This window comes from Streptosporangium sp. NBC_01469, assembly GCF_036227305.1.
Classification (GTDB): Bacteria; Actinomycetota; Actinomycetes; order Streptosporangiales; family Streptosporangiaceae; genus Streptosporangium.
In genome coordinates this window covers 3035418-3048020 of the sequence record NZ_CP109465.1, presented here as the reverse complement: position 1 = coordinate 3048020, position 12603 = coordinate 3035418, and the positions used below count along the sequence as shown (strand labels likewise).

Below are 12603 nucleotides of genomic sequence, written 5' to 3'. Positions count from 1 at the left end.
TGGCGGTCGCCACGACCAGGGCCGATCCCCGGCCTCCCGGCCTTCCGGCGGGCCGTCCCCCCTCCCGTGACGGCCGCCACGACCACGTCCGATTCCCGCCAGTCGTACCCCGTGCGCCGCGGGTAGCGTCGTCAACGTGTCCGTGAGAGAGCTCGACTTCGACTCCTGTTACCGCGCGGTGGCCGCGAGGGACGCCCGGTTCGACGGGCGGTTCTACACGGCGGTCACCTCCACCAACATCTACTGCCGGCCGATCTGCCCGGCCCGCACTCCGTCCACCCGCAACGTGCGGTTCTACCGCCACGCGGCCTCCGCCGAGGCGGCCGGGTTCCGGCCGTGCAAGCGGTGCCGGCCCGAGCTGAGTCCCGGCGATCCCGGCTGGGACCACCGGGGCGACCTGATCGGCCGGGCGCTCCGGCTGATCGACGAGGGCGTGGCGGACGACGGCGGGATGACCCGGCTGGCCGGGCGGCTGCACATCACCGGACGGCACCTGCACCGGCTGTTCACCACGGAGATCGGCGTGGGCCCGCTCGCCGTGGCGAGGACCAAGCGCCTGCTGCTGGCCAAGCAGCTGCTCACCGAGACCGGGCTGCCGATCGTCGACGTGGCGTTCGCGTCGGGCTTCGGCAGTGTCCGCCAGTTCAACGCGACCATGAAGGACACCTACGGCTTCACCCCCGGCGAGCTGCGGGCGACGACGGGGAGCAGGCCCGGCGTGTGCGGCGACGCCCTGACCCTGCGGCTGCACCGCAGGGAGCCGTACGACGCCGCGACCCTGATGCGGTTCCTGGGGGCGCGGGCGATCCCGGGGCTGGAACACGTGGACGACACGTCCTACCGCCGCGCCGTCCCCGGCGGCACGATCACCCTCACCCCCGGCCCCGGCCACGTACGGCTGGACGTGAGCGTCGACGACACCCGCCACCTGGCCAGGATCGTCGCCCGCTGCCGCCGCCTCCTCGACCTCGACGCGGACCCTGAGGCCATCTCCTCGGCCCTCGGCGAGACCTCGCTGGGACCGCTCGTCGCCGCCCGCCCGGGACTGCGCGTGCCCGGTGCCTGGGACGGCTTCGAGGTGGCCGTCCGCGCCGTGATCGGCCAGCAGATCTCCGTCGCGGGCGCCCGTACCATCCTCGGCCGCGTCACGGCCAGGGCCGGGCGCCCCACCGGCCGGGAGGGGCTCACCCACCTGTTCCCTACCCCGGAGGAGCTCGCCGAGGCCGACCTCGGCGGGCTGGGCCTGACCGGGCGGCGGGTCGCGACGCTGAAGGCGCTCGCCGCGAGGGTGGCGGGCGGCGAGATCGACCTGGACGGCGCGCAGGAGCCCGCGCGGGCGGCGGCCGGGCTGCTGGAGGTTCCCGGGATCGGGCCGTGGACCTCCGGCTACATCGCGCTGCGGGCGCTGCGCGACCCGGACGCCTGGCCGGGCGGAGACCTCGGCCTGCGGCGGGCCATGGCCTGCCTGGGCATCCCCGAAAATCACATCGAGCGGTGGCGTCCCTGGCGGGCGTACGCCGCGCTGCACCTTTGGAGCTCGGAATGATAGAGGCACAGGTTCTCGACACCCCGGCCGGCCCGCTGGCCATGCTCGCCCGCGAGGGCGTGCTGCTGGCCGCGGGCTTCACCACCACGGGGCCGGAGGAGATGTTCGCGCGGCTCTCCCCGGAGCTGCGCGCCGAAGGGCTCACCCTCACCGGCGACCTGGGCGGACCGGCACGGGCGGTACGCGACTACCTGGACGGCGACCTGACCGCCCTCGACGCGGTGCCGGTGGAACAGCCGGGCACGCCCACCCGGCAGCGGCTGCTCACCGCCCTGCGCCAGGTGCCCGCGGGCGTCACGATCAGCTACGCCGAGCTCGCCGAGCGGGCGGGGCTGCCCAGGACCGCGGCCAGGGCCGCGGGTTCCGCGTGCGCGCGGAACCTGATCGCGCCCTTCGTCCCCTGCCACCGCGTCCTGCCGTCCACCGGCGGGTTCGGCGGCTACTACTACGGCACCCCGGTCAAGCAGTGGCTGCTCACCCACGAGGGGGCACCGGCCGCCGAACGGCTCCGGGGCCGGGAGGAGGCCGGCCGGCCGGTCTCGCCGTGACCGGTCAGAGGTACGCGGCCGGCCCGGACCGCTGACCGGCCCTCCCGGCCGTGCCCCGCACCTCGCCCACGGGGACGTCACGGGTGGCCCCGACGTCGACCGGGTCGTAGGCGGGGAACCGCTAACCGGTCTTCTCGACCGTGCTCTGCACCTCGCCCACGGGGACGTCACGGGTGGCCCCGACCTGGACCGGCTCGTAGACGAAGGGCACCACGTCGTCCTCGACGTCGATCTCCCAGGCCGAGGTGACCTCCAGCACGTAGACGCCACGCGGCTGGTCGACCGAGGCCCGTAGATAGTTCACACCACAGGTGAACTTGGCGCCCTTCTTGTACGGCGTGCCGCTCTGGCCGCACCCCCCGGTCTCGACCGTCGCCCGGTCGTCGGTGGTGCCCGACTTGATCTCGATGTCCGTGAGGTTGGCGGTCACGGTGGCACTCATGACCCCGGGCAGCGTCGCGGTCACGGACCTGGTGGTCTCGCCGACGTCGCCCAGCCAGACCCAGGTCGGCAGGTTGACGTAGCTCTTGACGTCCGGATTGAGCTCGATCTTCGGCTCGGGCACGGTGAGCGCGGCACGGGCGATGTCCACGAGATCCTCTATGGTGAGCCCGTTGGGCGGGGTGGTGCCGGGCTCCACCCATACGAACGGCGCCAGGTCGAGGCTGCAGGCCGAGCCCTTCGGGTCGCTCCCGTTGTAGGCCGGGGTCCACCAGGATCCCTCCTGGCCGATCTTGTCCTTGAACTGCTCGAGGAACTGCCGGTATCTCTCCCTGCTGACCTCGTCCCCCTGCCACGCCTCCGGATTGTTGAATCGCTGCAGCATGCCGACGGCGCTGTCATCGGGCTCGTACCAGCAGGGGCGCTTGAGCTGGTAACCGTCGCTCTTGCCGCTGAGCCCGGTCCCGGTGAGGACGATCTTGGAGTTCTCCAGGTGGACCCCGGCGGTCGACCCGTCCTGAAAGCCCTCGCCATAGGGGCCGGGATCGAGCAGCAGCAACCCCGCAATGATGACGTTCGCGATCATCGAAGACATCCCTTCGCGCGTTCACTGGGAAGTACCGCGTGGCGGAACATCGCGATCCGCCATACCCCGTCGTCGCCCCGCCGCATGCCCGCGCTCTGGAGGAAGGGCTCGCGCGTCCATTTGGACTGGCGGCGGGCCTTCGTGCCGGTCGTCGTGTCGATCATCTGCATCCCGCTCTGGTCGACGCACACGTCCAGCTGGGCCCCGCGTCCGACGAGCGCGCTGACGTTCAGCGCGTAGAGCCGAGCGGTCCCGCGTACCGAACGGTGCTCGTCGAGGAACCGCTGCCTCCAGGACAACACGTCGTTGACCACCACCATCTCCAGGTTGGAGAGGTAGGTGGTGTCACCGCCCCCGCTCACGACGGCCTTGAAGGACCCGGCGTAGAAGTCGCGGAAGACCTCGATCATCGCTTTCGTGTTCGCGTCCGGCGCGGCCGGCCACTCGACCACCACCTTCGTGCCCGGCGCGACCCTGACCGTCTCCGTCCTCGGCCCCGGCGCCTCCCCGGTCGCGGAACGTCGCGGGGAGGCGGTCGCGGGGGCGTCGGCGTCGGCGTCGGCGTCGGCGGAAAGATCCATGGGGACGAACGGCTTGGTCTCCGGCGGGGCACAGGCCGGAAGGACGAGGGCCGGAAGCAGGGCCAGCGCGATCACAGCACGCATACGGATCACGCTAGGAGTGCCTGCCTGCCGAAACCACCGATATGCACGATTCGGCATGGCCACCTCCTCCGTCCCGCCTCGTCCGCCGGCACCCGCTCGCCCCGTTCCGGCCCGCTCCGCACCCGCTCGTCGTCTCATGGCCGCCCGTCCACGCCGGTCCGCCCCGCAGGGCCCGCCGGGCCCGTCATGCCGTCGGGGCCGAGCGCATCCGCCACGAGGGCAGCAGCTCGTCGATGAGGGCCTCGGTCTCGGGCGCCATCCCGCCGCCGTAGGGGTGGGAGGCGGCCCGCCGGTGCAGCGCGTCGACCACGGCGCGCAGGCGGACGGGGTCGGCGGTGAGGTGGGTGGCCCGCAGCAGGTCGCGCCAGAGCCCCTCGTCGTCCGCGGCGAGCAGCAGCCCGGCACGCACCGCCGCCACGGCCTGGTCGGTCTCGCCGCGGGCCAGCCACACCTCGCAGAGCCGGTGCGCGGCGTCCGCGACGCCCGCGGTCACGTTGTACTCCAGGTCGTCGGCGGCGAGCCAGGCGTAGCGGCCACGCGGGCGGCCGTTCAGCAGCGGGCCCCGTACCAGGCCCAGTGCCCGCTCGAGGAGCGCGGGACGCCCGGCGGGGTTGGCGTGCGACTGGCGGACGAGGTCGCGGAAGAGCATCCAGTCGGTGCGCACCTCGGGGCCGAACCGGAGCCGCCCGGACTCGTCGGCGTAGAGGTTGGGCCGCCCCTGACTGTCGGTGCCCAGCCAGGCGACGACCCTGGCGATCGTGGCGTCCCTGACCACCGACTGCACGCCCCTGGGCCAGAGGATGCCGCCGAGCACCACCGGGTGGACGCCGCCGGGGTGCGTCGCCAGGTACACGGCCATCTCGACGGCGATCACGGCCCGTCCCTCCTCCATGGGCGGGGGGCCGACGACCTCGGCGGGGCCGAGGACGCGCACCTCGACCGAGGGCGTTTGCGTGACGGGCTCAGGCTCGTCGGAAAGCGGCTCGCCCTCCAGCCGCTCGGCCGCCAGGAACAGGTCGATCAGCGCCCGGTACTGGCGGCGGGGCAGCAGCTGCGCGGCCACGTCGAAGCCGAGCGCGTCCACCTCGGCACGGCCCTCCTCGGTGATCGTCCAGTTCCAGGTGGCGTGCGGCACGTCGCCCGCGATGACGTACCCGGCGGCGGTCCTGACGCCCTTCCTGGCGAGCAGCGCCAGGCGGCGGCCCTCCTCGGGGGTGGGGGCGATCGCGGACAGCAGGTAGTGCGGCGCGGCGACCGGGTCGGCGGCGCGCCCGTGGATCCGGCCGGTGAGCACCTCACCGCCGTGATCGCGCCCTCCGGCCTCCAGCTCGGGCAGGATCTCCGCCAGACCGCCCACGTACCTGATCCGATCGGAGGCGATCACGGTCAGCTCCTCGCCGAAGCCGACCAGCGTGACGCGCATCCGGTCCGACCAGCGGTTGGTGGCGAGCTCCACGGCGAGCGCGGCCAGGGCCGCGGTGGTGTGCGGGCCGCTGATGCTGATCGGCCCGTGGGCGGCCTCCAGGTCGACGAGCACCCGGCCCTCACCGTTGGAACCGAGCGAGACCAGCCCCGGGTACGGAGCGGGCGCGTCGGCGAGCGCCCGCTCGTCGAGCATCCGGCCCTCGTGCGCGGGAAGCCGCCAGACCTGGCCGCCGTCGTGGGCGGTCCAGGGCGCGGGCGCGTCGGGGTCGGGCGGGTGGATCCACAGGTCGAGGGTCTGCGGCGACAGGTGGGCGGCGTAAACCGTGGGCGGGACGCGGTTCTGGGCGGCGAGGGACCTGCCGAGGAGCCGGAGGCCGACGTCGAGCATCCGGCTGCCGGGGGCGTCGGCGCCGAGCCTGAGCGCGAGCTCGGCCTGGGCGGCGTCGTCCCTGGGCCGGGTGATCCGGTGCCCGAACGCCCGGTGCCAGAGCTGCTGCCTGCGCCTGCGTCCGAGGGCGGCCAGCAGTCCCGCCGCCGCCAGCGAGGCCCCCGCCAGGTAGTCGAGCATCCCCAGCCCGGTGTCCTGCCCGCTCTCGGCGGGTTCCGCCACCGCCGGCGGGTCTCGCGGCTCCACCTGCCCGGGGTCCTGCCGCCCGCTGTCGGGTACTGTGACGGGCGCCGTGTCGGGCACGGTGTGCGGGGGGCGCTCAGCGGGCACCGGGTCGCGGGAGGTGTCCCTGCGCTCCGGTGCCGGGCCGGTCTCCCGCGTCCCGTCGGCGCCGATCCTCTCACCGGCTCTTTCTCGGGGGTCGGCGACCTCGGGCGCGGGCTCCGCCGGAAGGTCCGCGCGGCCGGGGGTGAAGGTCTGGGTACGGCCGTCCAGCTCCACCGGCTTGTCCCGGTGGTCCTTGAGGGTGTCGTCGCGCGGCTGGGAGGCCGGGACGATGTGGATGTTGCGCGCGTCGTCCGGCATGTCCAGGACCCAGCCGGGCCTGATCAGGTCGGCCATGTGGAGGCGGCTGCCGTCGGGCTGCTCCTTGTGCTGGTTGAGCCGGTAGATCTCCGGATACCGGCGCCCGTCGCCCAGGCACTTCTCCGCGATCTCCCACAGGCTCTCGTGGTGGCGCCCGTGCGGCGGCTGCACCACGTAGACCTTCTTGGCCTTGCGCACCGGCTCCAGCTCGGCCCGCTCGTCGGCGGCCGGGCCGGACGTCGACGACAGTCCGGTGGCGACGACGCTGGGACCGGCGGGCGGCAGGCTGGTCAGCTTCGCGATCGGCAGGGCCACCGCCGAGACGGTGAACAGCAGCATCGCCGCCGAGACCAGCCGGTTGGCGAACATCTGCGTGCCGCCGGAGAGCGGCACCCGGGCCGGCATGCCGACCCGGCGCAGCCCGGCGTAGATCTCGACCAGCACGCAGACCACCAGCTGCAGCCACGCGAGCCAGACCAGCAGCACGAGGATCGCGACGATCGTGCTCGTACCCACCTGGCTGGTCAGCAGGTCGAGGTTGAGCAGCTCGGGCGGGAGCGGCGGCCCGGCCAGCCGGAACAGGGCGTAGGGGACCCCCGCGATGAGCGCGACCAGGACGGCCAGCGCGCCGAGACCCGCCAGCAGGTCTCCCGGTGTGCGCCTGGCCTTGATGCGCGCGGGCTGTCGCGTGGGCATTCGTCTCCCTCCCCGTCCAGATTCGTCCTCGGTCAACCGGTGGGCCGGCGATTCACGGCAATTGGTCTTCCCCGATGTCCGGCCCGGCCGTGGCCTGGGCCTCCATGTCCGAGCCGGGGAAGCCGAAGGCGGACAGGAAGAACGCCTTCCAGGTGACGGAGACGTTCACGGTGACCTCGGCCTCGCCGCCGCCGAGCGCGCACTCCGTGAGCCGTACGTCGCCGCCGCCGTGGGCGGAGACGATCTCCTCGGCCTGCGCGCAGGTCTCCCCCTCCCCCAGCAGCCGGGCCTGGCCGGTGGCGCGCAGGTGCTCGACGTCGATCTCGTCGGCGGCGGCCCTCGCGGCCTGCTCGGCGACGTCGGCCGCGCGCAGCCGGGCGTTGATGGCGGCCCCGCCGTCGACGAGCAGCCCGGCCAGCAGGAACACCACCACCGAGAAGATCACCGTGAAGATCGACATCGACCCCCGCTGCGCCCGGGTCGCGGGAGGGGACGGGTCCGCGGGGTTCACTCCTCGCCCCTCGGGAAGTGCTCCGGCGGGGTTCACCGCCCGACCCTCCGGGCCTGCTTCGGCGGTGCTCACTCCTCGCCCCTTGGGAAGTGCTTCGGCGGTGCTCACTCCTCGACCCTCCGGAACTGCTCCAGCGGGACCACCGAGTCGCCCTTGATGTCCTTGGCCGCGCCGAAGCCCAGGAACTCCAGGTCCAGGGAGCAGGTCACCTCGGCGTGGACCCGGCCCCCCTCCTGCCAGGTCGTACCGGACAGGCTGACCTCGGGCTCGCACTCGCCCGACAGGGCTCCGCGGGCCGCCTCGTCCGCCGCGCTCTCGGCGTCGGACAGGGTGCGCTCGACGGAGGCGGCCCTGGCGGCGTCCCTGGCGGCGCCGTTGACCTCGCCCTGGGCCTCCACCACCCTCCCCGCGCCCACCAGGAACAGCAGGAACAGCAGGAAGACCGGGGCCAGCAGCACCGTCTCGGCGCTGAGCGACCCGCGGTCGTCCCGGGCCCCGCGCGTCGACCTGGACGTCAAGGGGATCACTCGCACCCTTCGCTCCCGTCGTCGGGACGGAAGCACTCGATGGGACCGCCGAAGCGCGCGGTGACGGTGAACGTGGTGGACGGCAGCAGCGGGACGACCTGGACCGCCGAGGCGGTCACCTCGACCCCCCGCTGGTCGCCCTCCTCCCAGGCCGTGACCGTGGCGCCTTCGAGGAGTTTCGGGCCGACGGTCCGGATCAGCTCCTGGGCGCGGGACTCGGCGTCCTGCTGCCAGGACTCGGTGTCGGCCCGCGCGAGCCGCGCACCCTCCCTGGCCGCGGCGTCGGCGATCTGGCGTCCGTGGAACCAGAGGGCGGACTGCACGATGAGCAGGATGACGACGAGCACCACCGGCATGATGATCGCCAGCTCGACGACCGTGGCACCGCGCTCACCGCCGCGCTCACCGGCGCCGGAGCGCCCGCCGCGCCGCGGTCTCCCCTTCCGGTCGCGCTCACCGTCACGGTCCCGGTTCGGCCGGTCGTGGCGCCGGGCGCGCTCACGGGTCTCCAAGTTCGCCGCCCCCGCCCCCGCCGCCCCCGCCTCCGCCGAACTGGGTGGAGATCTCGGCCTGCTTCCCCTCGACGAGGGTCTTGATGAGGGTGGCGAGTCCGAGCGCCACCCCGGCGATGATGGCCGTGATGATGACCCATTCGACGGCGGAGGCGCCCCGGGTGGGGGCGCTGCGCGCCTTCTCGATCCGGACGCTCAGAACGGCGGCCGCGTAGACGATCCACGGATGGCTCAGCATGGTCAGGACCCCAACATCTTCATAGCGGCCGGGAAACTCAGAAAGATCACGAAGCCCGCGCAGAGCAGGAGCTGGGCGACGAGCATCGACTGGGAACGCTCGCCCGCCTGCCCCTCGATCTCGGCGAGCTCGCGGCGCCGCATGGTCGCGGCGCGGGCGGTGAGGGAGGAGCGGACCTTGGCGCCGTCGTCGGCGACCAGCCCGAGCGCGGCGGACAGGTCGCGCAGCTCGTCGACGTTGATCTCGTCACCGAGCTGGCCGAGGGCCTGCCAGGGGGTGATGCCGACGATCCTGGCGTTGCCGAGCGCCTCACGGATGCGGGACATCGCCCAGTTGGCCCCCTCGTCGTCGGGTCCCGGGCTGCCCACGGAGACCGCCATCATCAACGCCTCCGGCACCCCCCGCCCGCCCGCGAGGTTCATCGCGACGAGGTCGAGGAAGGAGCCGACGACGTGCCGGAAGTCGCGGCGCATCCGTGAGGCGTCCCGCTTGACCTGCAGGTCGGGCAGGACGAAGAAGACCCCGGCGACCGCGAGCGCCGCCCACAGCGGGACGGTGAGGGAGATGCCCCACTCCATCAGCACCAGCCAGCCGACCAGCAGGGGGAACGCCAGCAGCCCGGAGACCGCCAGCAGCACCTTGGTGGCGAGGAAGCCCTCGAACGACCTGCCGAGCAGTGCGAGGTCGGCCCTGGCCGAGCGGGCCTCCCAGCCCCTGGCGGCGTAGAAGCGGGCCATCCGCTCGCCCAGGCCGCGCCGGAACGCGCTGACCTCCTCGTCGGGCAGGATGAGCCGAGCCCGGGGCGCGTCGGTGCCCTCCCTGGCGGCGTCGAGTGCCAGCAGGCGCGTCACCAGGCCGGGGCGGGCCGGGAACAGCGCCCGCAGCAGCAGGAACAGGCCTATCCCGAGCACCGAGCCCGCGAGCAGCGCCTCAGTCATCGCGTACCTCACCTCCGGAGGGCAGGCCGAGCAGGCGGGCGGGCTTGTCGAAGCGGGCCAGGCGGCGCATCCAGGCGAACCCGGCGCCGAAGAGCCCGGCGACCACCACGAGCACGGCCTGGCCGAGCGTGTTGTCGTACTCCTCGACGTAGGAGGGGTTGAACACCACGAGCATGACGGCGAAGGCGACGGCCGTACCGACCACGATCTGCACGCTGCGGCGGGTGGAACGGCGCTCCGCCTCGACCCGGCGGCGCATGTCGAGCTCCTCGCGGGCCGACACCGCCAGCGCGCCGAGGACGTCGCGCAGGCCGGGGCCGCGCAGCTTGGAGTTGAGGATGAGGGCGGCCACGACCAGGTCGGCGGAGGGGTCGTCGAGCTCGTCGGCGAAGAGCCTGAGCGCGTCGGGCAGCGCCATCCTGGTGTGCAGGCGGTCGACCATGGACCGCAGGTGCGGGCGGAGCGTGGGGGCGGCCGCCCGGATCGAGGACGGGATCGCCTGCTCGAGCCCGGCCGCCCCGGCGATGGTGTCGCGGAGCGACTCGGTCCAGGCGGCCAGGGCCTCCAGCCGCCGCATCGCGGTCCGCTCCTCCGCGGCGCCGCCGGACAGACCCCGCCAGGCCACCGCGAGGAGCACCGCTCCCGCCGCCATGACCGGCCAGCCGGTCACCACGAGCACGAGCACCCCGGCGATCACCCCCACCGCGGACCGGGTGGACAGGGCGCGCAGGAACTCGCGCCTGCCCGCCGTCCTGCCGGGGGTGGACGGCCTGGGACTCACCCCGTACAGGGAGAGGAAGAGCAGGAACAGCCCGGCGCCGAGCGCGAGGCCGGAGAGCAGCACCAGCGGGTCGAACAGGCCCTGCGGGAGGGAGGTCATGCCCAGCCTCCCGGGTCGTAGCCGAAGTGGGCCAGTTCCTCCCGGCACGACAGCGGCGCGTGCGGCAGGACCCGGCCGTCGGGCGCCGTGGCGAACACCTCGGAGGAGAGCACCCGGCCGTCCACCCCGGCCACCTCGCGCACGCTCGACACGAAGCGGCGCAGCCTGCCGCCCACCGCGTAGTCGTTGCGCTTCTCGATGAACACCACGAAGTCGATCGCGCCCGCGATGAGCATGTGGGTGGCCTCGATCGGCAGGCGCTCGGAGGCCTGGAGCGCGTAGGTGGCGATGCGGTTGAAGACCTCCATCGAGGAGTTGGCGTGGATGGTCGACAGCGAGCCGTCGTTGCCCTGGGTCATCGCGTTGAGCATGGTGACGATCTCGTCGCCGAGGACCTCGCCGACGATCACCCGGGACGGGTTCATCCGCAGGGAGCGGCGGACCAGCTCCGCCATGGTGATCTCGCCCTGGCCCTCGGAGTTGGGGAGCCGCTGCTCGAAGGCGACCACGTTGGGATGGAGCTCGGAAAACTGGTCGAGGCCGAGTTCGAGGGCGCGTTCGACGGTGATGAGCCGCTCGGACGGCGGAATCTCATTGGCGAGCGCGCGCAACAGGGTCGTTTTCCCGGCGTTGGTCGAGCCGGAAATCATGATGTTCTTCCTGGCCGCCACCGCGGCCGAGAGAAAACGCCCCAATTCCGGGGTCAGGCTGCCGTTTCCCACGAGGTCGCTGAGAAACACCTTGCCCAGCCGGGAACGGCGGATGGAGATCGACGGGCGCACCGTCACGTCCATCACGGCCGAGAGACGGGAGCCGTCGGGAAGGCGCAGATCGAGCTGGGGGTTGGCGGTGTCGAACGGCCTGCTGGACAGGCCGCTGTAGGCGGCGAGGATCTGGATCAGCTCGACCAGCTCCTCGTCGGACTCGGCCACCGGGTCTCGCATGAGCTCCTGGCCGTCGGCGTAGCCGACGAACACCCGGTCGCAGCCGTTGATGTCGATGTTCTCGACCTCGGGGTCGTCGAGCAGCGGCTGGAGGCGCCCGACGCCGAACAGGGCCGCGTGGATCCCCGCGGCCAGCGCCTCCTCCTCCTCGGCGGTGGGCGGCGTCCTGCCGACGCCGATCTCGCCGCGGGCGAACTCCTCCAGGATCTGGGCGATCAGGGCGCGGGCGAACTGGCGCTCGTCCTCGCCGGTCATCGGCGGCAGGCCACTGGCCTGGTCGAGGCGGCGCTGGTGGGCCAGCCTGTCGCCGACGTCCTGCCGGAAGCGCTTCACCAGCGTGTGGTCGATGGTCACGGCCTCGCTCCGCTCGGCGGCTCGGCGGGCAGCCGGGCGGCCTGCTCCCGGGCGCGGAAGGCCGACTCCGCCGACTCCTGGGCGCGGAGCTGGGCGTCGAGACGGCCGCCCAGCTCCCTGGCGGTGCGGATCAGCAGGGAGCGGTCCAGACGCCCGCCCCACTGGCCGCGCAGCAGCTCCGCGCCCTTGGGGTCGTGCGCGAGCCCGCTCACGAAGGCGACGTGCCTGCCGGTGCCCGTGACGATCCGGCGCACCTCCTCGATGGTCGTGCGGTACTGGCGGGGGTCGGCGATCACGACCACGCCCACCTGGGGCTCGCGCGGCATGATCTGCAGGCGTTCGCGCAGGTGGGCGACGTGATCGAGGCTGGCCCTGGTGAACAGCACGACCAGCGAGGCCTCGCTGGTCAGCTCGGCGAGCTGCGGGTGCCCGCCCAGGCGCCCGCAGTCGGCGAGCACGTCGGCGTCGGGCAGCGTGGCCAGCGCCCGGCCGAGCGGCCCCCAGAGCCAGGTCAGCCCGGACGCCTGCTCGCCGTGGGTCAGCCCGGCCAGCACGTCCAGGCCACCGATGATCTTCTGGGTGTGCTCGTGGATCTGGTCGGGGTGCAGGCCCCGGCGGGCCGTGGCCCCCAGGGTGAGCAGGCCCCTGGCGGGGTTGAGCACGCCGCCGTCGGCGGCGGGCAGGCGGTAGGCGAGGTCGCCGCCCGCCGGGTCGCACTCGGCGAGCAGCACCGGGCGCGGCCAGATCGCGCCGAGCGCGGTGGCCGCCGTGGTCACGCCGGGCGCGCCCTTGTCGGCGGCCAGCACGATGAGCGCCACG

At 73.5% G+C, this 12603-nt stretch carries 13 protein-coding genes; 2 read left to right on the top strand and 11 right to left on the bottom strand.

The annotated features are described in order from the left end of the window. Positions 1–136: 136 nt before the first annotated feature. Together OG587_RS13950 and OG587_RS13945 are read left to right on the top strand one after the other, a co-directional pair. Positions 137–1546, top strand: a complete 1410-nt coding sequence (locus tag OG587_RS13950; RefSeq protein ID WP_329090338.1) for an AlkA N-terminal domain-containing protein — start codon at positions 137–139, stop codon at positions 1544–1546. Further along, complete coding sequence (locus OG587_RS13945) at positions 1543–2094, top strand: methylated-DNA--[protein]-cysteine S-methyltransferase (protein WP_329090336.1); 552 nt, start codon at positions 1543–1545, stop codon at positions 2092–2094. The genes OG587_RS13950 and OG587_RS13945 overlap by 4 nt, the downstream gene beginning before the upstream one ends. Positions 2095–2215: 121 nt before the next feature. Here the strand turns inward: OG587_RS13945 and OG587_RS13940 are convergent, their stop codons facing one another. The 11 genes from OG587_RS13940 to OG587_RS13890 all read right to left on the bottom strand — a co-directional run bounded on the left by OG587_RS13940 (position 2216) and on the right by OG587_RS13890 (position 12602). Then, positions 2216–3121: a hypothetical protein gene (locus tag OG587_RS13940; RefSeq protein ID WP_329090335.1), complete on the bottom strand. Its 906-nt coding sequence runs from the start codon at positions 3119–3121 to the stop codon at positions 2216–2218. Beyond that, a complete protein-coding gene (locus OG587_RS13935) occupies positions 3118–3786 on the bottom strand; it encodes a hypothetical protein (protein ID WP_329090334.1) in 669 nt (222 codons plus the stop codon). Before OG587_RS13935 ends, OG587_RS13940 begins: the two co-directional genes overlap by 4 nt. Before the next feature lie 184 nt (positions 3787–3970). Next, a complete protein-coding gene (locus OG587_RS13930; RefSeq protein ID WP_329090332.1) occupies positions 3971–6880 on the bottom strand; it encodes a hypothetical protein in 2910 nt (969 codons plus the stop codon). A 52-nt stretch (positions 6881–6932) separates the two neighbouring features. Then, entirely contained in the window at positions 6933–7340 is a 408-nt protein-coding gene (locus tag OG587_RS13925) for a pilus assembly protein TadG-related protein (protein ID WP_329090330.1), read from the bottom strand. A 155-nt stretch (positions 7341–7495) separates the two neighbouring features. Then, the gene (locus OG587_RS13920) at positions 7496–7924 is read right to left on the bottom strand and encodes a TadE/TadG family type IV pilus assembly protein (RefSeq protein ID WP_329090329.1); all 429 of its coding nucleotides are present in this window, start codon (positions 7922–7924) and stop codon (positions 7496–7498) included. Continuing rightward, on the bottom strand, positions 7915–8430 hold the full coding sequence (locus tag OG587_RS13915) for a TadE family protein (RefSeq protein ID WP_329090327.1): 516 nt from the start codon (positions 8428–8430) through the stop codon (positions 7915–7917). Before OG587_RS13915 ends, OG587_RS13920 begins: the two co-directional genes overlap by 10 nt. Then, positions 8417–8668, bottom strand: coding sequence for a hypothetical protein (locus OG587_RS13910; RefSeq protein ID WP_329090326.1), 252 nt, complete (start codon positions 8666–8668; stop codon positions 8417–8419). Before OG587_RS13910 ends, OG587_RS13915 begins: the two co-directional genes overlap by 14 nt. 2 nt (positions 8669–8670) lie before the next feature. Next, positions 8671–9606, bottom strand: coding sequence for a type II secretion system F family protein (locus OG587_RS13905; protein WP_329090324.1), 936 nt, complete (start codon positions 9604–9606; stop codon positions 8671–8673). Further along, positions 9599–10486 carry a type II secretion system F family protein gene (locus OG587_RS13900; RefSeq protein WP_329090322.1) on the bottom strand — a complete coding sequence of 296 codons (888 nt, stop codon included), beginning with the start codon at positions 10484–10486 and terminating at the stop codon, positions 9599–9601. The genes OG587_RS13905 and OG587_RS13900 overlap by 8 nt, the downstream gene beginning before the upstream one ends. After that, a complete protein-coding gene (locus OG587_RS13895) occupies positions 10483–11784 on the bottom strand; it encodes a CpaF family protein (protein ID WP_329090320.1) in 1302 nt (433 codons plus the stop codon). The genes OG587_RS13900 and OG587_RS13895 overlap by 4 nt, the downstream gene beginning before the upstream one ends. Continuing rightward, positions 11781–12602: a hypothetical protein gene (locus OG587_RS13890; RefSeq protein ID WP_329090318.1), complete on the bottom strand. Its 822-nt coding sequence runs from the start codon at positions 12600–12602 to the stop codon at positions 11781–11783. Before OG587_RS13890 ends, OG587_RS13895 begins: the two co-directional genes overlap by 4 nt. Position 12603: the final 1 nt, after the last annotated feature.